The sequence below is a fragment of the Kitasatospora sp. NPDC101176 genome (assembly GCF_044768035.1).
GTDB lineage: Bacteria > Actinomycetota > Actinomycetes > Streptomycetales > Streptomycetaceae > Kitasatospora.
Genome location: NZ_JBIWPA010000021.1, coordinates 87,574 through 110,132 on the forward strand (window position 1 = coordinate 87,574; position 22,559 = coordinate 110,132).

The following is a 22,559-nucleotide window of genomic DNA, read 5'->3' on the forward strand; positions in this document are numbered from 1 at the left end:
TCCCTTCGCGGCGGCGGGGTCCGGGCCGCGGACGGGGGCGTACGCCAGGGTCGGGCACAGGCCCGGGACGGGGGCATCGCCGTGCGGCGTCCCCGGCCCCGGGCCGGCGTCGTCAGACGGTCACGACGGCCGCCTTGGCCCGGAAGGCGGCGAGGGTCGCGGTGGGCACGCCGCAGGCGGGGAGGAAGGCTTCGGCGCCCCCGTGACGGGTGCGGACGCGGTCGAGGAAGACGGCCATCGCCTCGGCCGGGGCCTCCAGCAGCGGTGCGGGGATGGCGAGTTCACGGCCGGCCGAGTCGGTGACGCGGGCCTTCCGGTCGTTGAGCGCGGTGCGGTGGCGTTCGGCGAGGCCGGCGAAGATCTGCGGGAGGGCGTCGGCGGTGCGGGCGTAGTCGGCCACGATCCGCTCGGCGGGCACGCCGAGGAGGTCCAGCAGCAGGGCGGTCAGCAGGCCGGTGCGGTCCTTGCCGGCGGCGCAGTGGAGCAGGACGGCGCCCGGGCGGGCGGCGGCCTCGACGGCGGCGGCGACGGCCCCGGGCGCGGACTCGGCGAGCAGCATGTACCAGTCGCCGAGGTCGGCGGCGGTGGCCATGGTGCGCATCCGCTCGGTGAGGCCGTCGGTGGCGGGGTTCACCGGGGCGGCGACGACGGCTATCCCGGCGGCCTCAGCGGCGGCCCAGTCGGCGGGGTCGGTCTCGCGGGTGTCGCGCAGGTCGACGACGGTGCGGATGTCGCAGCCGCGCAGCTGGGCGACGGTGGCCTCGTCGGCGGCCGGGAAGGGCTGCGCGGAGCGGAACAGCACCCCGGGGCGGATCCGCCGGCCGTCGGGGTCGCTGAGGACGGCGGGGTCGCGGAAGTTGACCAGGGACATGCGCGGGCCTTTCGGGTGGATCCGGACGAAGGAAGAGCAGGACATCTAGACGTCTAGATGTCTAGCCCCTCCCCGGGGTGCCGGGCAAGCCGACGCGGACCGCGACACCCCTCCATCCCACTCCCGCCCACGAGTCCCGTCGAACGGAGGGAGGCTTCGTAGGATCGGGCGTATGGCGACGAACCCTCCCGATACCCCGCTCTACCGCCGGCTGGCCCGGCGCCTCCAGGAGCGGATCGACGCCGGCACCTACCCGGCCGGCGCCCGGCTGCCGAGCGAGCCCGAGCTGAGCACCGAGTTCGGGGTGAACCGGCTGACCGTCCGGCAGGCGGTCGCGGAGCTGGAGCGCGCCGCCGTGGTCGAGATCCGGCGGGGCGTGGGCACCTTCGTCCGCCCGCCCGCCGTCCGCGTGTCGATCGCGGTCGACCCGCGCAGCCAGCGGTTCGACCTGGGCAGCGTGCACACCGCGCTGCCCGACGCGCCGGGCGGCGACGGCGAGTTCGTGCTGGGCGCCCCGCCGGTGGCCGGCTCGGCGGAGGACGAGGAGGCGGCCCGGCAGCTGGGGCGCGGCACGGCCGAACTGTCCCGGGTGGACACCGTCATCCGCCTCGGCGGGCGGCCCCGCGCCGCGTGCAGCTACTGGGTGCCGTTCGGCCCGCTCCCGGCTGACCTGGTCCGCCCCGGCCGGCCCGGGAACCTCGTGCTGGACCTGGCCCGGGCCGCCGGGGTGAAGCTGGAGTACGACTGGCGGGCCTTCGGGGCGGTCGGCGCGGACCTCACCGACGCCGAGCTGCTGGGCGTGCCGCCGGGCACCGCCCTGCTGGTCCGCGAGGGCGTCAGCTGCACCCCGGACGGTGCCCCGGCGCTCTACGTACGGCGGCGGATCGACGGCAGCAGCGCCCGTTTCGTGCTGCACTTCCGCGAGCCCTGACGGAGGCGGTGGCGGGAGCGGTGAGGCGGGGCCCCGAGCGGGGGTCGGGGCGGCGGGGTCCGCGGGAGCGGCGGGGTCGGGGTGGCGGGGTCCGCGGGAGCGACGGGTTCGGGGCGGCGGCGGGGTCGGGAACGGCAGCGCGTCCGCTCTCCGGCACGTCCGTCGGCCCTGGCCACGACTCCGGCGGCAGCAGACCGGGAGCCCACCCCGCAACGGTTCGGGCCGTATGGATCCTGCTAGGGTTCCGCGCCGGATCATGCCGGATCATCAGGTGTCACGGGGGGCGAAGCACGGCGATGTCCGAAGGGATGGCGCACGACGTACCGGCCGAACTGGCCGAGGTGTACCTCACACTGCTGGCCGACGTCTCCCGCACCGGGAGACTGCTGCGCCGCGACGAGTTGGACCGCCTGCGCACACTGGGCGAGCACAGCGCCGAGGCCGGGTACGGGCTGCGCGAGCTGGTCTCGCACTGCCTGTCGGCCACCCGGCGGGCCTGGCAGACGCTGCCGGGCATCACCGCCGCGAGCGCCGTCGGCGAGCTGCGGCGGATGGGCGACGCCGTGCTGACCGCCGCCGACGCCGCGCTCGCCGCACTCGGCGAGGGGCACGAGCGCGCGCAGCGCATGGCGGTCCGCCAGGAGGAGGCGGCCCGGCGGGAGTTCATCGACGACCTGCTGTACGGCCGGGCCGACCTCGGCCTGCTGGCCGAGCGCGCGGAGCGGTTCGGGCTGCGGCTCGCGGGCGCCTACACGGTGGCCGTCGCGGTGGGCGACCAGCCGTTCGCCGACGTCCACCCGCTCGTCAACCGGGTGGAACGGGAACTGGTGGGGCGGTTCGGCGAACGGGACGTCCTGCTGGCCAGCAAGGACGGCCGGCTGGTGTGCATCGCCCCGGACTCCGAGCGGGCCGTGCTGGAGGCGTTCGCGGACCTGACGCTGCGCCCCGGCCCCGGCTACCGCCCGGTGCTGCGGGTGGCGACCGGGCGTCGGCACTCGGGGGCGAGCGGGGTCCTGCGCAGCTACGAGGAGGCCCTGGACGCACTGGACTACGCGAGCCGGCTGGACCTCCCGGCACGCCAACTGAAGGCCGAGGAACTGCTGGTGTTCCCCGTGCTGATGCGCGACCGGGCCGCGATGGCCGACCTGGTGCGCAGCGTGCTGGGCCCGCTGAGCGAGGCACGGGGCGGCGCCCGTCCGCTGCTGGAGACCATCGCGGTGCAGGCGGAGGCGGCGTACGTGAACGCGGAGGCGGCCCGCCGGCTGGGACTGAGCGTGCGCACGCTCGGCTACCGGCTGGAACGGATCAAGGCGCTCACCGGGTACGACCCGTCGGACGCGCTGCAGCGGTTCACCCTGGAGACGGCGGCGATGGGGGCCCGGCTGCTCAACTGGCCGGAGGAGCCGCTGTAGCGGGGGGCGGCTCGGCGGGAACGCGGGGCCGGCGAGCCTCGGGGGCGTCCGCGGCGCGGGGCGGCCGGACCGGGTCGCTGTCGCGCTTCTGCAGCCGTCCTGTTGCCGGGTCGTTCCGGTGGCGGGCGGAACGCTCGTTCCAGGGTGTCAACAGGCCGTAAAGATTGCCGGGTCCTGGCAATGTGCGGACGGCCCGTCCGCTGTCACGATCTCCGTGGCGCCGAGGTGCGGCGCCGTCGGAGAGGTGGGGGAGCGTGGCCGGGACGGGGGACTTCTTCGCGGCCGCGCTGGCCTTCCCGACGGCGCTGTTCAGCTTCGCGCTGGTGGTGGTCGTCGGCTACTGGCTGCTGATGCTGCTCGGCGGGCTGGGCTTCCACGCCCCGCACGCGGGGCACGGCAGCGGACACCTCGACGCCGGACACCACCTGGGGGCCGGTCACCACCTCGGGGCCGGTCATGGCGGGCACCTCGGCGCCGGTCATGGCGGGCACGCGGGTCACGTCGGGCACGGTGGCGGGGGGCACGCCGCCCACGGGGGGAACGGGGGGCGTGCCGCGCCCGGGGGGAGCGCGGCGCACGGGGGGAACGGGGGCTCCGGCGAGCGGGGCGGACACGACGGGGAGGGTCGCGGCGCCCATCACCACGGGGGTGTGCTGGGCGCGCTGGGCCTCGGTGGGGTACCGGTGACGGTGGCGGTCTCGCTGCTGGTCGCGCTCGCCTGGTTCGTCAGCCTCGCCGGCACCGTCCTCACCTCGGGGGCGCCGGCCCGCGGCGGCGTGTTCGCCGTGGCGCTGGTCGCCTCGTGGGCGGGCACGCGGCTGCTCGTCCGGCCGCTGTCCCGGCTGTTCCCCGAGGACCGCCCGGTGACCCGGGGGGACTTCGTCGGCCGCGTCTGCGTGGTCCGGACCGGCCGGGTGACGACCGGCTTCGGACAGGCCGAGGTGACCGCCTGGGACGGCTCCACCGCGACCGTCCAGGTCCGGACGCTCGACGACGAGCCCGGGCTGACGGCCGGCCGCACCGCGCTGATCTTCGACTACGACACCGACGGCGAGCACTTCCTGGTGGCGCCGTTCGACCCGGACCTCCCCGACGGGTAGAGCTCACGGGCTCACGGGCCCCCGGGCTCCCGGCCTGCGCGGCCCCCGGGCTCCCGGCCTGCGCGGGCGGGCAGGCGGGCCGGTGCACCGCCCCCCGGCCCGGCCGCCCCCGGACCGCCCGTGCCCCCGTGCCGTTCCGGCCGGCGCCTCCCACCACCCGCACCGCCCGACCACACCGCCCCACCGACCACCTCTCACCTTCGCACCATCTCGTCAAAGGACTCCGTGATGGACACCATCGCCGTGGGTTTCGGCGTTCTCGTCGCCGTCGTCCTGCTCATCGTGCTCGCCCTGCTGCTGTTCGTGGGCCGCCTGTTCCAGAAGGTCGAGCAGGGCAAGGCACTGATCGTCTCCCGGACCAAGAAGGTGGACGTCACGTTCACCGGCGCGATCGTCCTGCCGATCCTGCACAAGGCCGAACTGATGGACATCACCGCCAAGACGGTCGAGATCCACCGGGCCGGCCGGGACGGGCTGATCTGCCGGGACAACATCCGGGCCGACATCCGGATCTCGTTCTTCGTGCGCGTCAACAAGACCGTCGAGGACGTCGTCAAGGTCGCGCAGTCGATCGGCACCGTCCGGGCGAGCGACCCGGCCGCCATCCAGGACTTCTTCGCCGCCAAGTTCGCCGAGGCCCTGAAGACCGTCGGCAAGCAGCTGGACTTCACCGACCTCTACACCCACCGGCACGAGTTCCGGGACCAGATCATCGCGGTCATCGGCACCGACCTCAACGGCTACACCCTCGAGGACGCGGCCATCGACCACCTCGAGCAGACCCCGATGAGCCAGCTGGACGCCGACAACATCCTGGACGCCCAGGGCATCCGCAAGATCACCGAGCTGACCGCGATCGAGCACGTGCGCACCAACGAGTACCAGCGCACCGAGGAGAAGGAGATCACCCGGCAGAACGTGGACGCCCGGGAGACCGTCCTGGAACTCGAACGCCGCCAGGCCGACGCCGAGATCCGCCAGCGCCGCGAGATCGAGACGCTGCGGGCCAAGGAGGACGCGGTGATCGCCCGGGTGCAGGAGGAGGAGCGGCTGAACGCCCAGACCGCGTTCCTGCGCACCGAGGAGCTGCTCGGCGTGCAGCGGGAGAACCAGGCCCGCGAGGTCGCGGTGGCGCAGAAGAACCGCGAGCGGGTGATCGCCGTGGAGAACGAGCGGATCGAGAAGGACCGCCTGCTGGAGGTCATCGGCCGCGACCGGGAGACCGAACTCGCCTCGATGGCCAAGCAGAAGGAGGTCGAGTCCCGCCGGCGGGAGGTCGCCGACGTGGTCCGCGAGCGGGTCGCGGTGGAGCGGACCGTCGCCGAGCAGGAGGAGGCCGTCAAGACGCTGCGCGCCACCGAGGAGGCGGAGCGCGTGCGCAAGGCCGTGGTCATCCAGGCCGAGGCGGAGGCGCAGGAGCGGCTCGTCAAGGACATCAAGGCCGCCGAGGCCGCCGAGCAGGCCGCCTCGCACAAGGCCCGCGAGGCCCTGGTGATGGCCGAGGCCCGTCAGCAGGCCGCCGAACTGGACGCGACCGCCAAGATCCGGATGGCCGAGGGCATCCGGGCGGAGGCCGCCGCCGAGGGCCTGGCCCAGGTGCAGGTGCGCGAGCAGGAGGCCGCCGCGGTGGAGAAGGTCGGCCGCGCCGAGGCCGTCGTCCAGACCGAGAAGGCGAAGGCCGCCGCCCTGGAGGTCGGCGCCAGGCTGAAGGCGGAGGCCGAGGGCCTGACCGAGAAGGCCGCGGCGATGGCCAAGCTCGACGAGGCCTCGCGCGGGCACGAGGAGTACCGGCTGCGGCTCGCGGCCGAGAAGGACGTCCGGCTGGCCGGGCTCGACGCCCAGCGGCAGATCGCCGAGGCTCAGGCGGCGCTGGTCGCGGCCGGCCTCGAGAAGGCCAAGATCGACATCGTGGGCGGGGACGGGGTGTTCTTCGACCGTCTGGTGCAGTCGGTGACGGCCGCCAAGAGCGTCGACGCCTTCGTCGGCCACTCGCAGACCGCCCAGGCGCTCGCCGCCCCCTGGCTGGACGGCAGCGCCAGCTTCACCGAGGACCTGACCAGGGTGCTCTCCTCGGTCTCCACCGCGGACGTGCAGAACCTGACGGTGTCCGCGCTGCTGATGCGCATGATCGGCTCGGGCGGCGGCGAGCAGGCCGGACAGCTGCGCCAGCTGCTGTCCTCCGCTCAGAAGCTCGGCCTCGCCGAGACCCCGGTCGGGTCGCTGGCGGCGGTCAACGGCAGCAGGTGAACCACCGGTGCGGGGGGTGCGGCCGGCGACGGACGGCCGCACCGCACCCCACCCGCGCCGGCACCGCTTCGCGCGGCACCCCGCACCCCGCACCCCCGCGCGGCACCGCACACACCGCACACACCGCACACACCGCACCATCGCGACGCACGAGACCGAGGAACTGACGTGGACCCCCTCGACGCCCGGCCGGACGCCGGCACCTACGAGGTCCTGCGCGGCCGACTCGCCCGGTCCGCCGCCGAACTCGCCGACCGGGCCCAGGCGTTGAACGCCCGCCGGGTGGCGGAGTTCGGCGGCGGCCTGCTCCGGCTCACCGGCACCGGCCGCCTCACCACCGCGCGGGAGCGCCTCCCGCAGGACCTCACCGCCGCCGGCGGGCTGCTGCTGCTCGGCACCCGGCCGGGCGGCGGCTCCCCGGACCCTGCGCCCGGCTCCCCGGTGTCCGCCGGGTCCCCGGTTTCCGCCGCACCGCCGTCCGACGCGGGGAGCCTCGCGGGCACCGGGGGGCCGGGCGGCACGGCCGGCGGCCTCGACGACGTCCTCAGCCTCCACCACCCCGACCTCACCCCCGCCCGCGTCGAGGGCACCCTGCTGGACGACCCGCGCCTGCGCCAGGACCTCGCCGACCTGCGGCGCTACTTCCGCGACGCCCGGCTGGAACGGCTCCGCCCGGTCGGCGGCCGGCTGCTCGCCGTCTTCCGCACCGGCCCCGCCGCGAGCGACGTCCGGGCCCTGCGCTGGCAGCTCGCCGACCACGGCCGGCCCGTCTACCAGGACGGCCGCGGCGAACGCGACCACACCCCCGCCGACGGACAACAGCTCGCCTGGACCGCCCTCACCCGCGACGACCAGCTGCCCGGCGCCCCCGGCAGCCCGCCCCGCGCCGACCTCGGCGGCGACCTGCGGATCGGCGTCGACGGCGGCCGGCTGACCCTCGGCACCCCCGACGGCCGGGACCTGCACCACGAGCCGCTGACCGAGACCCTGCAGACCCTCGCCGACGCGCAGATCGCCCACACCCGGCTCGGCCCCCTGCTGCTGGTGCGCGTGCGCCCCTACCAGGAGCACACCGTCCGGCACCTCGTCTGCCACCTGCCCACCGGCCGGATCACCCGCATCGACGCGCTCGGCCAGGCCTGCCTGCGGCTGCCCGCCGACCAGGGCGTCGCCTTCCCCGGCGGCCACCACCTCGCCGACGGCACCGTCCGCACCTTCGACCAGCCCGTCGACGGCCTGGCCTACGAACGCACCCTCGTCTCGCCCAACGGCGAGGACGTGCTGTACGAGTTCCGCTCCCCCGCCGACGGCCGCACCCTGCTCCAGCCGTACAATAGCGTCCGCCAGGACACCGCCGCCCCCCTGCCCTGCCAGGGGTACGCACTGCTCCCCGACGGCACCCTGATCGCGCTGCGACCGGCCGAGGGCGGCCCCACCCGGCTGCACCCCGTCCAGCTGTGGCAGACCCCGTTCACCAGCGAGCAGTACGCCGCCGCCCAGCCGCCCGGCACCGGGCCGCTCGCCCGCATCGGCAACGCCGACCTCGTCCGCGGCCTCGCCGACTGCCTCTCGCTGGCCCGGCTGGCCGCCGCCGGCGCCGACACCCCCGCCGGGCACCAGGCCGTCCTCGCCGCCTGCACCCGCACCGCCGACCGGCACCACTGGCTCGGCCAGCCCGGCCTCGGCGACCTCGCCGCGCCGCTCGCCGAGATCCGCGACACCGCCCGGCAGGTCATCGCCGAGTACGAGGCCGTCGCCGAACTCACCGCGCACGCCGCCCGGCAGACCGACGAGTGCGCCGACCACGTCGAGGGCCTGCTGCGCACCGCCCGCGGCGAGACCCTCGCCGACGCCACCGAATGGGTCGACCGGCTCGCCGGGCTGCGCCGTGCCCAGGGCCGGGTCGAGGCCCTGCGCGACCGGCCCCGCACCGACCCCGACCGGATCGACGCGCTCGCCGCCCACCTCGCCGAAGGCCTGGCCGAAGCCGCCGCCCGCGCCGTCGACCGGCTCGCCGAACCCGATGCCTTCGCCCCGCACCGGCGGCGCGCCGACGAACTCGCCGACCGGTGCGCCGCCATCGCCACCGCCGCCGAGGCCGACCCGCTGGCCGCGCGGCTCACGGAACAGGGCGAGACGCTGCAGACCGTCTCGGAACTCGTCGGCACCCTCGACCTGGCCGACGCCACCACCCGCACCGCCATCCTCGACCGGCTCGCCGACGTCCTCGGCCTGCTCAACCGCGCCCGCGCCACCCTCACCGTCCGCCGCCGCGAACTGCGCACCCGCGAGGCCGCCGCCGAGTTCGCCGCCGAAACCGCCCTGCTCGCCCAGGCCACCACCGCCGCGCTCGCCGCCGCCGACACCCCCGAGGACTGCGACGACCAGCTCGGCCGGCTCCTGCTGCGGATCGAGCAGCTGGAGACCCGCTTCGCCGACGCCGACCCCGCCCTGGGCGAACAGCTCACCGAGCGACGCACCGCCGTCCACGACGCCCTCACCGCCCGCCGCCAGCACCTGCTCGACGAACGGGCCCGCCGCGCCGACCGGCTCGCCGCCTCCGCCGAGCGCGTCCTCGACACCCTGCACCGCCGGCTGTCCGCCCTGGACGCCCCCGCCGAGATCGACGCGGCCCTCGCCGCCGACCCGACCGCCGTCAAACTCCGCGACCTCGCAGCCCAGTTGACCGCGCTCGGCGACCGCGTCCGGGCCGAGGAGCTGACCGGACGGCTGCGCGCCGCCCGCAGCCGCGCCCACCGCGCGCTGCGCGACCGGGCCGAACTCGCCGGCGACGGCCCCGGCACCCTGCGGCTGGGCCGCCACCTGTTCGCCGTCACCACCCACCGGCCCGAACTCACCCTCGTCCCCTGGCGCGGCCGCCCCGCCTTCACCCTCACCGGCACCGACTACCGCTCCCCCGTCACCGACCCCGCCTTCGCCGCCACCGAGCGGTACTGGGACCGGCCGCTGCCCTCCGAGACGCCCGCGCTCTACCGGGCCGAGTACCTCGCCGCGAGCCTGCTGCTGGCGGCCGAGGCGGGTAGGGCGGGTGAGGCCGGTGGCTCGGGCGGGCTCGGCGGCCCTGGTGCGCTGGGCGCGTTGGGCGGGTCCGGCGCGTCGGGCGGGTCCGGCGGGCCGAACGGGCTGGACGCGCTCCGGGCGGAGGGCGACCTGCTGGAGGTGGTCCGCCGCGCCGTCGAACGGCGTCCCGACGAGGGCTACCAGCGCGGCGTGCACGACCATGACGCGGCGCTGCTGCTGCGCACCCTGCTGGAACTCCACGCCGAGGCGGGCCTGTTGCGCCACCCGGCGGCCGCCCGGGCAGCCGCGCAGCTGTACTGGGCGCACGGAGCCGACCAGCGGCAGCGACTGGTGTGGCACACCCGGGCCCGGTCGCTCGGCCTCGCCCGCCAGGCCTTCGGCGCCGTCCCGGCCCTGGACGCGCTCGCCGCCGAACTCGACTCCGCCGTAGCCGACTTCGCGGCCGAGGTGCTGCCCGGGGCCCGCCCCGGCGGCCAGCCCGCGGGCGGCGCCGGCGACCCAGCCGGTGCCGGCCCCTATCTGGTGGCCGAACTCGCCTCCGCAGAAACGGCGTTCGCGCTATCGCCCGGGGCGTCCGCCCTGCTCGACAAGTTCCGCGCCGCACCCGAGTCGGCCGGCCTCACCGAGGCCCTCGCCGCCCTCCCCGACGAGCCCGGGCTCCTCCCTGCCCGTCGCCAACTCGCCCGGGCCTGGCTGGATTCCGGCAGCGCCGACGCCGACCCGGCCGACCTCGCCGAGGCCACCGCCGTCCTCCTCTGCCCCGACCTGCCGCGCCGCCCCGCCGACGGCGCCGTCACCGCCCGGCCCACCGGACTCCTCGGCGACCACCCCCGCGTCACCGCCGGCTCCCTCGACCTCCGTCTCGACGAACTCCTCGCCCGGGTGGCCGAGTTCGAGCGGGACGACGTCCCCGGGTACCGCGCCTACCAACGCCTGCGCGGCGATCTGCTCGCCACCGAGCACGCCCGGCTACGGCTCGACCAGTACCGCCCGGCCCCGCTCGACGGCTTCGTCCGCAACCGGCTCATCGACGAGGTCTACCTGCCGCTGGTCGGCGACAACCTCGCCAAGCAGCTCGGCACCGCGACCGCCGGGGGCCCCGTCGACCGCAGCGGCCTGCTCCTCCTGGTCTCTCCGCCCGGCTACGGCAAGACCACCCTCGTCGAGTACCTCGCCGAACGGCTCGGCCTGCTGCTGGTCACCGTCAGCGGCCCCGCACTCGGCCACCGGGTCACCTCCCTCGACCCCGCCGAGGCCCCCGACGCCACCTCCCGGCGCGAGCTCGAGAAGCTCAACTTCGCCCTCCACGCGGGCAGCAACGTCCTGCTCTACGTCGACGACGTCCAGCACACCTCGCCCGAGTTCCTGCAGCGCTTCATCCCGCTCTGCGACGCCCAGCGCAGGATCGACGGCGTCTGGGACGGCGAGGCCCGCGAGTGGGACCTGCGCGGCAAGCGCTTCGCCGTCGTCATGGCCGCCAACCCGTACACCGAGTCCGGCCGGCTCTTCCGGCTGCCCGACATGCTCGCCAACCGCGCCGACGTCTGGAACCTCGGCGACGTCATCGCCGGGCGCGACGACCTCTTCGCCCTCAGCTTCGTCGAGAACGCCCTCCCCGCCAACCCCCACCTCGCCCCGCTCGCCACCGCCGACCGCGCCGACCTCGACACCCTGCTCGCCCGCGCGGCCGGCACCCCCGGCGCCTCCCCCGGCACCCTCACCGGCTCCTGGCCCGCCGCCGAGGTCGAACGGATGACCGCCACCCTCGCCGGCCTGCTCCACCTGCGCGCCACCGTCCTCGACGTCAACCGCGCCTACCTCGCCTCCGCCGCCCAGGACGACCGCACCCGCACCGAGCCGCCGTTCCTCCTGCAGGGCTCCTACCGCACCATGACCGGACTCGCCCAGCGCCTCGACCCGGCCCTCACCCGCCCCGAACTCGACGCCCTGCTCACCGACCACTACCGCGCCGAGGCCCAGCCCCTCGGTGCCGACGCCGAGGCCCAGCTCCTCAAACTCGCCGCCCTCCGCGGCCGGCTCACCGAACCCCAGGCGGCCCGTTGGGAGGAGCTGCGGCGCCCCTGGCAGCAGTGACGGCGACGACCGGCCCAGGACGACGTCCGCCAGCTCCAGCCGCAGGTCGAGCTCGGGTGCCGCCGACTCGAACACGTGGTCCGACCCGCGCAGCCGCTCGTAGGAGGCGACCAGCAGGTGCGCGATCCGGTCGGTCTCCGCCGGCAGCCGGTCGTGGATGGGGTCCGTCCACCCGACCGGGTGCGGTCCGGCCAGGATGCCCCGCCGCGGATCGAAGTAGCCGCCCTCCTTCCGGGACTCCTCCCGCACGACGAGGAGGCGCGGACACCGCGCGAGGTCGTCCCGGGGTACGAGGGGGTCGAGTCGATGGGCGGCTTCGTCACACGGTTCGCGGATCCGGTCGCGATCTCTCTCTCCCCCCCCGCGACGATGGCGACCCGGAGGACCGCCTGGGCCGGCACCTCCGGCGGCAGCTCGCGGGCGAGGTGGGCGATCGTGACCAGCCGCTGGAATCCGTCGATGCACTGGACTCCCGCGAGGCCGAGTCGGCCCTCGCCGCCGCGGCGGCCCGGCTCCCGGCGGAGGCTCTCCACCCCGAGGACGACGGGCGGCCCGACCACGCCGGCCTCCTCGGGCCGCAGTCGGAGTGTGGTCGCGAAGTCCCGGTTCACCGCGCTCTCCGACCGGTGGCCCCGCCGGCTCCCCGACACGACCGCCGCATCGGGCATGTCGGCGAGCGCCACCAGTTCGGTCGCCTCGATCGGCGCGACCCGGTGACCGTCGATCGCCACGACATGGCACGCCTTGGTGATGTGGCGGTCGGGAGCCGCTCGGGTGTCCGCCGCCGGCGAGAGACCCGGCCGGGCGCCGAGCGGCACGTGGTTGTCGTTCATGGCCGGTTCACGGCCGGTTCGTTGCCGGTTCGTTGCCGGTTCGTGGCGGTTCAACGCCGCGTGGCCAGGCAGGTTGCGGCACACGGCCGGTCTCACCCCGGGCCGAACCGACCAGTCTCGTGATCAGCTGGTCCTACGACCGCACTATCGCGCCCCGCGAGGCCTCCGCGCGTGGCGCGACCGGGTGGAACCGCGGCCCGCGGCTAGCTTGACCGCATGGGCGCTCAGGAACTCGATCTCACCGGGCTGCGCCGGGTCTACGGGCGCACCGGCAGCCGGCTCTTCTACACCCGGGTGGCCAGGAACGCCCGCCACTGGGGGTGGACGGAACCGGGGCAGTCGAAGTGGCGGCTGTGGCGGGCCCAGCGGCAGCTGGAGGACGTGCTCGGCCGCAAGCTGGCACTGCCGACCGGCGCCTCGGTGCTCGACGCCGGGTGCGGGGCGGGGGTGGTGGCACGGGCCATGGCGGACCGGTTCGGGCTCGCCGTGACCGGCGTCGACGTCCTCGACATCCACCTCGCCGAGGCCCGCCGGCTCAGCGCCCGGGCCGCGGGTGGGGGCGGGGCCGGGGCCAGGACTGCTGCTCCGCCGTCGTTCTCCTGGGGCGACTACCACCGACTCCCCTTCGAGGACGACACCTTCGACGGCGCGTACTCGATGGAGACGCTCGTCCACTCCTACGACCCGCCACGCGCGCTGGCCGAGTTCCACCGAGTGCTGCGCCCGGGCGGGCGGCTGGTGCTGCTCGGCCCGATGAGCACCGTGCCGCTGGACGAACTCACCCCGCAGGCCCGCTCGGTGCTCGAACCGTACCTGGACGCCATGGTGTTCCCCGGCGCGAAGATCTACCACGCCCGCAACATGCCGCAGCTGCTCGCCGACGCCGGCTTCGAGGTCGAGGAGGCGCTGGACGCGACGCCATACTACGAGCCCACCTCGGAGGCGGTGTACGCGTACTTCCGCCTGCCGTGGGCGGTGCTGCGCCGGGTGGGCGATCCGGCGCGCTGGCTCAACCTCCGCTCCACGGTGGAGATGTACGCGGTCCGGGAGTACATCGCCTGGTACGTCCACACCGCCGTCAAACCGGCCGCCCGGCCGGCCACCGGGCCGCGGGCCGTACCGGCCGGACCAGTGGTCGGCCCGGATCCCGCCGGGTAGCCGGCCCGGGAGACGTGCCCGGCAGGACCCGAGCCGAAGAGGTGACCGATGGCCCAGCGCGCCGGCCGCCCCGCCCCGCTGCCGTACCCGAGCGGCTGGTTCTGCGTCGGCCGCGTACGGGACCTGCCGCCCGAGCGGGTGCGCACGGCCCGGCTGATGGGCGAGGACGTGGTGCTGTACCGGACCGGGCGGGGCGTGGTGCGCGCGATCGGGCCGCACTGCCCGCACCTGGGCGCGCACTTCGGGGCGGGCGGCACCGTCCGCGGCGAGGAACTGGTCTGCCCGTTCCACGGCTTCGCCTTCGGCCTGGACGGCTCCTGCACCGGCGCGCCGGACGGCGCCCTGCTGCGGGCCTGACTGACCGGACGCCACCTGTGCGAACGCGACGGCGCGCTGTTCGTCTGGAGCGGACCCGACGACGGGCCGCCCACCTGGCAGCTGCCGCCGCCGGTGGGGGTGCGGCCGCGCGCGTGGTGGAGCGGCGAAGTGCTCTCCCACCCGCAGGAGGTGATGGAGAACAGCGTGGACTTCCGGCACGTCGCCGTGCTGCACGGGCTGGACACCCGGGAGACGGCGCCGCCCGAGGTCGACGGACCGCTGTTCACCGTCCACCAGCGCACCACCACCCGGTTCCCCGGGCCGGGGGCGGTCGCCCTGGACCAGCCGGTGACGCCGGCGGGGCTCGGGATGATGCGGCTGGTCGCCGAACTGCCGGAGCTGGGGGCCGCGTTGCGGGTGTGGGTGCTGCCGACGCCGGTCGGGCCCTGGCGGACCAGGGTGCGGTTCGCGGTCGCGACCGGCTCCACCGGTGGCACGGCGGGCACGGTCGACCTCACCGGTGGGGCCTCCGGTCTGGTCTCCGGTCTGGTCTCCGGTCTGGTCTCCGGGGCTGCCGACCGACTGGCCTCCTGGGTGGCGCTGCAGGCCTCCGTACGGATCATCAAGCAGGACCGGCCGGTCCTGGCGCACAAGCGGTACCTGACACAGCCGCGGCTCGTCCCCGGGGAACGGTCGATCGGGCTGTTCCGTCGTTGGGCCCGGCAGTTCTACCCGGATCTCGACCCGGAAACCGGCCCGGAAGCCGAACCGGAAGCCGAACCGGAAGCCGGCCCGGAAGCCGGCCCGGAAGCAGAGCGCTCAGGCTGAGGGCCGCTCCTGCTGTCGGTCACCCGTACCCGCCCGGCTCGGTGAGCGCCTCCCACACCGGATCCGGCAACCCGGGGACCGTCCGCCCCTCGGCCCGCCACGCCCGTGCCAGTTCGGCGTAGATGGGCACGTCCGGCTCGAACTGCAGCGAGCTCTCAGCGTCCTGCAGGAACGTTTCTTCGACCGGCTCCCGTCGAGACGCCGGCATCACCCCAAAAGCACTCACACCCACCCAACGCACCCCACCCACACCGGGACACGGCGGTGTCAATCCCACGGCCCCGGCATCAACCCTGCCGCGGGCCCAAATTGCTACACGGGGGGGGATTATGTAGACCGGTCTACAGGAATGGGCCCGCAGCCGCGCGCAAGCGTAGGAAGTCGACCCAGCCGACTTCCTACGCGCTCTGGCCCATCTTCGACCCAGCAACAGCGACTATGTAGACCGACCGACATAATTCCTGAGAACTCCCCGGCGCGACTGCCGCGCGGCACTGTGCCCCATTGAGCAGGAAGTCGACCCAGCCGACTTCCTGCTCACCTTCCTACTCACCTTCACTCCCACAGCGAGGATGAAATCTGTAGACCGGCCTACATATTCGCTTTCGTCGCGCCCGGTCGCAGGCAAGAGCGCGAGAAGTCGACCGGCCCGACTTCTCGCGCCCGCCGTGCGACGCACGGGCTCAGCCCTCTACGCCATGAGCCATGAATCTGTAGACCGGCCTACATATTCGTTGAGGCCGCCCCACCCGCCCGGGCGGCTACTTCCGGCGAGAGGCTGCCAGGAGGTCCGGGACGGTGGCGAGCTTCACCCGGGGGCGGCCCTCGGCTGCTCCCCGGGCGCGTTCCGCACGGTCCACCGCGCGCAGCTCCCTGAGGCCGACGGCGTCGGGGCGGCGGCGGTGGACGAGGCGGTCGAGGTCCTTGCGGGTCCCCGCCGGGGCGGCCAGCACCCGGGCCGCGGCGTCGTCGAGGAGCGCGTCCACGGTCTCGCGGGCGCAGGCCCGGTTGGCGCCGATCCCGCCGGACGGTCCGCGCTTGGCCCAGCCGACCACGTACGTCCCCGGCACGGGCTGCCCCGTCGCCGGGTCGACGACCCGGCCGCCCAGGTGCGCGACGGTCGCCGTCCGCTCGTCGAAGGGCAGGCCCGGCACCGGCACGCCCCGGTGACCGATGGACCGCACGACCAGTCCGGCCCGGAGGACGTCCGTCTCCCCGGTGGGCTCGGCCCGGTCGCCGGCCGCCATGGTGGTCCGGACGACACTCACGGCCTCGACCCGCCCGCGCCCGACCGCCCCGGCAGCACCGACCGCACCGACCGCCCCGGAAGCGCCGGCACCGCCGGGCCGCACCGCTGTGACCGACCCGTCCACCTCCGCCGCCCCGCTCAGGGCGGTCGGCGCGGACAGGAAGCGCAGCACGATCCGCCGCCCCGGCCGCGGTGCATCGCCTCCGTCGAAGGGCACCAGCGGCAGTCCGGCCAGCAGTGCGGCCTGCGAGTCCGGCGCCGCCGTCTCGATCGCCGCCCGCACCTCCGGGTGGTCCTCGACCACCACCTCGACGCCATGCAGGCGCCGCAGCGCGAGGAACTCCGCCCTGGTCCACGCGGCCTGTCCGGGCCCGCGCCGGGCGAGCAGCACCACCTCCCGCACCCGGCTGCGGCGCAGCGCGGCGAGGGCGTGGTCGGCGATGTCGGTGGCGGCGAGCCGGTCCGGGTCGGTGAGCAGGATGCGGGCGATGTCGACGGCGACGTTCCCGTTGCCGACGACCACGGCCCGTTCGGCGGTCAGGTCGACGGCGTCGGCCGGCACCGTCGGCTCGGCGTTGTACCAGCCGACGAAGGTGGTCGCGGGCAGGCTTCCGGGCAGGTCCTCGCCGGGGATGCCGAGCCGCCGGTCGGCGGCCGCGCCGACCGCGTAGACGACGGCGTGGTGGTGGGCGGCGAGTTCCTCGTGGGTGAGGTCCGTGCCGACCTCCACGTTGAGGTGCATCCGCAGTCTGGGGTCGTGGAAGACGCTGGCGAAGCTCTCCGCGATCCGCTTGGTGGACTGGTGGTCGGGCGCGACGCCGTGGCGCAGCAGGCCGCCGGTGACGGGCAGCCGGTCGATCATGGTGATCTCGGCGCCGGTGCTGCGCAGCAGCTCCTGCGCGGTGTAGCCGGCGGAGGGCCCGGTGCCGACGATGGCGACGCGCAGGGTGCCGAGGCCGTCGGGGAGGCTGCGCGGGAAGGTCGGCGCGCCCCAGGCGTGGTCGTTGGGGTGGTCGCGGTACCAGTCGCGGTTGAGGTCGCCGAACACGGTGTCGGGGCCGCGCAGCCGGTCGACGGGGAACACCGCGTCGACCGGGCAGGCGTCCGCGCAGGCACCGCAGTCGATGCACGCGGCGGGGTCGATGAACAGCATGTCGGTGGTGCCGAACTCCGGTTCGTCCGGGGTCGGGTGGATGCAGTTGACCGGGCAGACGGAGACGCAGGAGGCGTCGTTGCAGCAGGTCTGGGTGATCGCGTAGGCCATGGCGCGGGTGGGGTCCTCGCTGCGCGGTGGTGGGGTGGGCGGGCGCCCGGGTCGACGGACTGACGGAACGTCAGAGCATGTTCACCCGGCGGTAGATGGCGGCCGACCGGGCGGTGATCAGGCCGGTCTCCGCGAGGAAGGCCATCAGGTGGCGGGAGCTGGTGCGCATCATCGCCTTGCGGTGTTCGTTGGCCCGCGCCTCGGCGAGCGCCCGTTCGACGTCGAGCCCGGCGGCCCGGTAGACCCCGGGGTGGACCATGCTGCTGACGATGACGTACGCGCCGACGGCGATCCCGGTGGCCGAGGCGCGCCGGCGGCCGGGGCCGGCGTGGCGCATGCGTTCGCGGATCTCCTGCCGGGCGAACTTCATGTGCCGTGACTCCTCGACCACGTGGATCCGGGAGGTGCCGCGGACGATCTCCAGGACGTTCTCGCCGCGCATCCAGTCGCGCTGCATGACGTCGAGCACCTCCTCCGCCACCAGGATTCCCCCGTAGGCGAGTTCGCCCTTCGCGAGCGCCTTGAAGGCGCGCCCGGCCTGGGCGATCAGCCTGTTGGGCCGGTAGGCGGGGACGCCCATCTTCTCGCAGGCGCGGGCGAACATGATCGAGTGCCGGCACTCGTCGGCGATCTCGGTGAGGGCGAACTGGAACTCGGCACTGGCCGGGTTCTTGAGGTACTGGTCGCGCAACACCATCTGCTGGAGGATCATCTCGAACCAGATCCCGGTGTTCATGATCGAGCAGACCTCGTGCCGGGTGAGGGTGACCCGCTGCTGCTCGGTCATCTCGTCCCACAACCTGGTGCCGTAGAGGGTGCTCCACTCCGGGTTGAGGCCGTAGTGGTCGTCCGGGAGGGGCGCGTTCCAGTCGATCTCGGTCGAGGGGTCGTAGGAGAGGGTGGCGGCGGACTCCAGCAGCCGCTTCGAGACGTCGTCGTCGGCCGCGGTGTGCGCGTGCGAGCGATCGGGACGACCGACCGGCGCGCCGGTCGTCGCGTCGACCGACGCTCCGGCCGTTGCTCCGGCGGTCCCGCCCGTGGTCGCTCCGGTCGTCGCGTCGGTGAGAGCCATGACTGCCTCCAGGGGCCTGCTCCTGCGGGTGCCCGCTCACCCGCTTATTAGACGGACAGTACAATAAGAGCCCGTTCCCGAGAACCCCCTGCGCAGCACCCGACAGGTGCACGCCCCTGCGGGCGCACGGCCACCGACGAGCGCCCTGGCACGACAGGCAGCCGAAACGCCGGACGGGGCCCGCCGAAACGCCGGACGGGGCCCGCCGAAACCTCCGACGAGCCCCGTCCGGGCGTCAGATCCGTACGCCACATCCGTGCGTCACATCCAGGCGCCGGATCCGTGCGCACACGCGCTACCCGGCACCCAACGCCTTTCGCAGCGCCTCCGCCGCCTCGGCCGTCGCCTCGCGGAACCGGTGGCCGACGCCGATGTAGTTGGCGTACCCGTGGATGAGGTCCGGCTGACGGCTCAGCCGCACCGCCACCCCCGCCGCCCGCAGCGCCTCCGCGTACGCCTCCCCCTCGTCCCGCAGCGGGTCGAAGCCCGCCGTGCCGACGTACGCGGGCGGCAGGCCGGCGAGGTCGCCCAGGTCCGCCGCGAGCAGCGGCGACAGGCGCGGATCGGTGCGGTCCGCGGGCTCGGGCGCGTACTGGTCCAGGAACCAGTCCATGTCCGCGTCGGTCAGGAAGAAGCCGTCACCGAAGAGTTCGCGCGAGGGCCGCCGCACCGAGGCGTCGGCGGCCGGGTACAGCAGGAGCTGGAACACCGGCGCCGGACCGCCGCGGCGCACCGCCGACTGCGCGGTGACGGCCGCCAGGTTCCCGCCCGCGCTGTCCCCGCCGATCGCGATCCGCTCCGGGTCCGCGCCCAGGTCGGCCGCCTTCGCGTACGCGTAGTCGAACGCGGCCAGCGCGTCGTCCACCGCCGCCGGGAACACCTGCTCGGGCGCCAGCCGGTACTCCACCGACAGCACCCGCACCCGCGCCCGCTGCGCCAGGAACCGCGCGACGTGGTCGTGGCTCGCCCGGCTTCCGACCACCCACCCGCCACCGTGCAGGTACACCAGCAGGCCCGAACCGGCCGCCAGACCACCGGGTGTGTACAGCGTGGCCGCCAACTCGCCCTGCTCCTGCGGGATCCCGATGCTCCGGACGGCCACCGGCTCGATCGTGGCACCGCCCACCAGGTGGCGCGCGTGCTCCATGGCGGTTCGCGAGGGCCCGACGCCGCCGGGCATCACCAGGGCGGCCTTCGACATCCGCTGCAGCTTGAGTATCAGCTGCGCGTCCAGCGCCAGCGTCTGCCCGTCCCGCACCACCGGCGGGCCGGCGATCGCCCGCCGCAGCCGCTCCGGCAGCGCGTACGCGGCCCGGACGACGGCGGACTGGATCCGGACGGGGGGTGGAATCGTCATCGCTTCTGCCTCCTGGGGCCGCTCCCGGAGCCCCTCGACCGGGGACCCTGACCGGGAGCCCATGATGGGGCCGACCCAGCGGCGTTGGAAGCCTCCTCGACGCTCCCTGTGCCGCTCCTCGATCCGACGGGCGGGTCCGGCGGGTGGTCCGACGGGCGGTCCGGCCGACCCTGTCGCCCCTGCTGCCCCGGTCGTCCGCGCCCGACCGGCCGAGGCAGGCGAGCACCCCCGTTTCGGTCGCCGCCGGGTAGCCCGCAGGGCGGCTGCACAGGAAGTCGACCGGTCCGACTTCCCGTGCAGGCATGCAGGCCCGCGCCTCGCCCATGCGTGGTGCGGGAGAATAATCAGTAGACCGACCTACATATTCACGCCCGGCACTCACAAGCCTCCGCCCCGAGCCAATAGTCGGCCAGGCCGACTTCCTGCGACGACGCGCAAGCACACGCAAGCATGGACGCGAGGGCGGAGGTCTGTAATCAGGAGACCGACCGACATATTCGCTCCCGCCAAGGGCCGCCGACCGCGCCAGAAGTCGATCAGGCCGACTTCTGGCTCCAGAGGCAGGGGTGACACGAGGCAGGACATCGGGCGGGACAACAGAAATAGGTAGACCGACCCACATATTTCTCTCGCTGCACGCACCGCTCCCGCGCCAGAAGTCGGCCTGATCGACTTCCTGCGGCGCGGCACGGGGCATGCAAGCCTGGATGAGCGATGGAATCAGTAGACCGGCCTACATATTCCTCTCGGCGCCAGCTCCCCCGCGCTCCGCCCGTCGCCCCCCTGCATCCCTGCATCCCTGCACAGGAAGTCGACCTGGCCGACTTCTGCTTCCGGACGCGGCGGGGGGGTCATGCGGGGTGGGACGCGGGGCGGGCAAGAGGAATAGGTAGACCGACCGACATATTTCTTCACGCGGATGCCTGTTCATCGGGGCCCGCCTGCCGATTCCCCGCGCAGGAAGTCGACCTGGTCGACTTCCTGCGCAGAGTGATCACCTGCCACCGTCCAGCCAGGGCGGCGGGGTGGGGTGAGGTGCGCCGGGGCGGAGTGGGGTCGGGTCGGGGTCGGGCTCACCACCCCGGCCCAGCGCTGTCCCAGCGCCGGGACAGCCCCGGGCCGGCGTCATCGCCGGCCCGCCCTCTCCCCTCAGCGGAACGCCGTCGCGTTGCGCTGGGCCCAGGCGGCGAAGGAGCCTGCCGGGCGGCCGAGGAGGCGTTCGACGTCGGGGCTGGGCCGCCGCTCCTCCGGGGTGGGCGCACCGAGGATGGCCAGGGTGCCCTCGATGACGGGCAGCGGCATCACGGCCGCCATCTGCGCCCGGGCCTCGTCCGGGGTCTGCTCCCGGAAGTCGACGGTCTCGCCGATCGCCTCGCCGATGGCCGCCGCCCGCTCGCGCGGGGTGACGGCCGCCGGCCCGGTGAGCACGTACGTGGCGCCGCGGTGCCCGTCCTCCCGCAGCACCACGGCCGCGACCGCCGCCACGTCGTCGGGGTCGACGAACGGGAGGCCGACGTCCCCGAAGGGCGCGGCGGCGACCAGGTGGTTGCGGATCGGCTCGGCCCAGGCGTAGGCGTTCGAGGCCAGGCCGCCGGCGCGCAGCACCGTCCACTCCAGTCCGCTCGCGGCGAGCGCCGACTCGAAGGCCGCGGGGTGACCGTAGGCGTCCGGCCGGGTGCCGACGCCCTGCGAGGAGAGGAGGACGACCCTGCGGACGCCGGCGTCGACGGCCTGCTTGAGCAGTCCGTCCGGGTCGGGGCCGGCGACCAGCAGGAACAGCGCGTCGGCGCCGTCCAGCGCGGGCCGCACGGCCGACGGGTCGGCGAGGTCGGCGGCGTGGTGCCGGACACCGGGCGGAAGGGCGACCTTCGGGGCGTGGCGCGAGACGGCCGTGACCTGCTCGCCCGCCGCCAGCAGGTACCGCACCAGGGCGCGGCCGACGTTTCCGGTGGCTCCGGTGACAACGATCATGACAGTTCCCCCACATTCATGAGTTAGTTGGCTGACTCAGTTCTGTTGCGGTCCCGACCGTAGCGCGCCGCGGGGAGCGCTGTCTATAGTGAGTTGGGTGACTGACTCGCTAGCGTCGAAGGGCTCCTCCCGAGCCGCCGCCGCGGCAGCCAAGCGCCGCCGCCTCACGGCCGCCGCCGCCCGGGTGCTGCACGAGAAGGGCGTCGAGCGCACCGCCATCGCCGACATCGCCCAGGCCGCCGGCGTCCCGGTCGGCAACGTGTACTACTACTTCAAGACCAAGGACGACCTGGTCGAGGCCGCTCTCGCCGAGCACACCGCCCACGTCACGACCCTCACCGACGACCTCGACCGGATCCCCGACCCCCGCGCCCGGCTCAAGGGCCTCGTCGACGCCTGGGTCGCCCAGCGCGAGACCGCCGCCCGCTACGGCTGCCCCACCGGCACCCTCGCCGTCGAGCTGGACAAGCGCGACCCGGAGCCCTCCGGCGGCCTCGACCGGGCCGCCGCGCAGGTCATCCGCCGTCTACTGGACTGGGCGGCCGAGCAGTTCCGCGAACTCGGCGTCCCGGACCCGGACGGCCACGCCGTCACCCTCGTCGCCGGCTACCAGGGCATGTCCCTGCTCGCCAACGCCCTGCGCGACCCCGACCTGATGACCCGCGAGGGCGACCGGCTGCTCGCCTGGCTCGACTCCGTCGGCGACTGACCCCCCGGGCGGCGCCTACCGGCGTAGCCCGGTAGGCGCCCACCAGCCGCGCGGACAACTCGGCCTTCTCCCGAACCGCACCGGAACCCACACCGTGGCCCAC

Annotated in this window: 15 protein-coding genes; 9 read left to right on the plus strand and 6 right to left on the minus strand. The window is 74.8% G+C overall.

Translation table 11 applies throughout. From position 1 onward, the window contains the following. Positions 1-112: 112 nt before the first annotated feature. Complete coding sequence (locus ACIRS1_RS25780) at positions 113-871, minus strand: tyrosine-protein phosphatase (protein WP_402843911.1); 759 nt, start codon at positions 869-871, stop codon at positions 113-115. A 172-nt stretch (positions 872-1,043) separates the two neighbouring features. Here ACIRS1_RS25780 and ACIRS1_RS25785 point away from each other — a divergent pair, with 172 nt between their 5' ends. The 8 genes from ACIRS1_RS25785 to ACIRS1_RS25820 all read left to right on the plus strand — a co-directional run bounded on the left by ACIRS1_RS25785 (position 1,044) and on the right by ACIRS1_RS25820 (position 14,834). Beyond that, entirely contained in the window at positions 1,044-1,802 is a 759-nt protein-coding gene (locus tag ACIRS1_RS25785) for a GntR family transcriptional regulator (protein WP_360215882.1), read from the plus strand. 296 nt (positions 1,803-2,098) lie between these two features. Then, positions 2,099-3,214, plus strand: a complete 1,116-nt coding sequence (locus ACIRS1_RS25790) for a PucR family transcriptional regulator (RefSeq protein WP_402843914.1) — start codon at positions 2,099-2,101, stop codon at positions 3,212-3,214. Positions 3,215-3,468: 254 nt separating this feature from the next. After that, entirely contained in the window at positions 3,469-4,314 is an 846-nt protein-coding gene (locus ACIRS1_RS25795) for a hypothetical protein (RefSeq protein ID WP_402843917.1), read from the plus strand. Between the two features lie 228 nt (positions 4,315-4,542). Beyond that, positions 4,543-6,561, plus strand: a complete 2,019-nt coding sequence (locus tag ACIRS1_RS25800; protein WP_360215891.1) for a flotillin family protein — start codon at positions 4,543-4,545, stop codon at positions 6,559-6,561. 168 nt (positions 6,562-6,729) lie between these two features. Beyond that, positions 6,730-11,697 carry a DNA repair ATPase gene (locus ACIRS1_RS25805; RefSeq protein WP_402843920.1) on the plus strand — a complete coding sequence of 1,656 codons (4,968 nt, stop codon included), beginning with the start codon at positions 6,730-6,732 and terminating at the stop codon, positions 11,695-11,697. Between the two features lie 1,049 nt (positions 11,698-12,746). Beyond that, a complete protein-coding gene (locus tag ACIRS1_RS25810) occupies positions 12,747-13,688 on the plus strand; it encodes a methyltransferase domain-containing protein (protein WP_402843923.1) in 942 nt (313 codons plus the stop codon). Between the two features lie 48 nt (positions 13,689-13,736). Then, the gene (locus ACIRS1_RS25815; protein WP_402843926.1) at positions 13,737-14,045 is read left to right on the plus strand and encodes a Rieske 2Fe-2S domain-containing protein; all 309 of its coding nucleotides are present in this window, start codon (positions 13,737-13,739) and stop codon (positions 14,043-14,045) included. 36 nt (positions 14,046-14,081) lie between these two features. Next, positions 14,082-14,834, plus strand: coding sequence for a hypothetical protein (locus ACIRS1_RS25820; RefSeq protein ID WP_402844010.1), 753 nt, complete (start codon positions 14,082-14,084; stop codon positions 14,832-14,834). Positions 14,835-14,853: 19 nt separating this feature from the next. Here the strand turns inward: ACIRS1_RS25820 and ACIRS1_RS25825 are convergent, their stop codons facing one another. The 5 genes from ACIRS1_RS25825 to ACIRS1_RS25845 form a co-directional block, all read right to left on the minus strand. After that, the gene (locus tag ACIRS1_RS25825) at positions 14,854-15,042 is read right to left on the minus strand and encodes a hypothetical protein (protein WP_402843929.1); all 189 of its coding nucleotides are present in this window, start codon (positions 15,040-15,042) and stop codon (positions 14,854-14,856) included. A 553-nt stretch (positions 15,043-15,595) separates the two neighbouring features. Further along, entirely contained in the window at positions 15,596-17,347 is a 1,752-nt protein-coding gene (locus ACIRS1_RS25830) for an FAD-dependent oxidoreductase (protein WP_402843932.1), read from the minus strand. A 70-nt stretch (positions 17,348-17,417) separates the two neighbouring features. After that, positions 17,418-18,419, minus strand: a complete 1,002-nt coding sequence (locus ACIRS1_RS25835; protein ID WP_402843934.1) for a diiron oxygenase — start codon at positions 18,417-18,419, stop codon at positions 17,418-17,420. 295 nt (positions 18,420-18,714) lie between these two features. Further along, positions 18,715-19,776 carry an alpha/beta hydrolase gene (locus ACIRS1_RS25840; protein ID WP_387905977.1) on the minus strand — a complete coding sequence of 354 codons (1,062 nt, stop codon included), beginning with the start codon at positions 19,774-19,776 and terminating at the stop codon, positions 18,715-18,717. Between the two features lie 1,149 nt (positions 19,777-20,925). Continuing rightward, positions 20,926-21,747 carry an SDR family oxidoreductase gene (locus tag ACIRS1_RS25845; RefSeq protein ID WP_402843937.1) on the minus strand — a complete coding sequence of 274 codons (822 nt, stop codon included), beginning with the start codon at positions 21,745-21,747 and terminating at the stop codon, positions 20,926-20,928. Between the two features lie 97 nt (positions 21,748-21,844). On the opposite strand from ACIRS1_RS25845, the gene ACIRS1_RS25850 reads away from it, so the two are divergent. Then, positions 21,845-22,456 (plus strand): TetR/AcrR family transcriptional regulator, encoded by a 612-nt coding sequence (locus tag ACIRS1_RS25850; RefSeq protein WP_402843940.1) that lies wholly within the window; start codon positions 21,845-21,847, stop codon positions 22,454-22,456. Positions 22,457-22,559: the final 103 nt, after the last annotated feature.

Excerpts from the sequence above, each read along its gene's own strand:
- ACIRS1_RS25830 (WP_402843932.1), bottom strand. The coding sequence starts at position 17,347 with ATGGCCTACGCGATCACCCAGACCTGCTGCAACGACGCCTCCTGCGTC.
- ACIRS1_RS25835 (WP_402843934.1), bottom strand. The coding sequence starts at position 18,419 with ATGGCTCTCACCGACGCGACGACCGGAGCGACCACGGGCGGGACCGCC.
- ACIRS1_RS25810 (WP_402843923.1), top strand. The coding sequence starts at position 12,747 with ATGGGCGCTCAGGAACTCGATCTCACCGGGCTGCGCCGGGTCTACGGG.
- ACIRS1_RS25790 (WP_402843914.1), top strand. The coding sequence starts at position 2,099 with ATGTCCGAAGGGATGGCGCACGACGTACCGGCCGAACTGGCCGAGGTG.
- ACIRS1_RS25800 (WP_360215891.1), top strand. The coding sequence starts at position 4,543 with ATGGACACCATCGCCGTGGGTTTCGGCGTTCTCGTCGCCGTCGTCCTG.
- ACIRS1_RS25825 (WP_402843929.1), bottom strand. The coding sequence starts at position 15,042 with ATGCCGGCGTCTCGACGGGAGCCGGTCGAAGAAACGTTCCTGCAGGAC.
- ACIRS1_RS25840 (WP_387905977.1), bottom strand. The coding sequence starts at position 19,776 with ATGACGATTCCACCCCCCGTCCGGATCCAGTCCGCCGTCGTCCGGGCC.
- ACIRS1_RS25815 (WP_402843926.1), top strand. The coding sequence starts at position 13,737 with ATGGCCCAGCGCGCCGGCCGCCCCGCCCCGCTGCCGTACCCGAGCGGC.
- ACIRS1_RS25780 (WP_402843911.1), bottom strand. The coding sequence starts at position 871 with ATGTCCCTGGTCAACTTCCGCGACCCCGCCGTCCTCAGCGACCCCGAC.
- ACIRS1_RS25785 (WP_360215882.1), top strand. The coding sequence starts at position 1,044 with ATGGCGACGAACCCTCCCGATACCCCGCTCTACCGCCGGCTGGCCCGG.
- ACIRS1_RS25845 (WP_402843937.1), bottom strand. The coding sequence starts at position 21,747 with ATGATCGTTGTCACCGGAGCCACCGGAAACGTCGGCCGCGCCCTGGTG.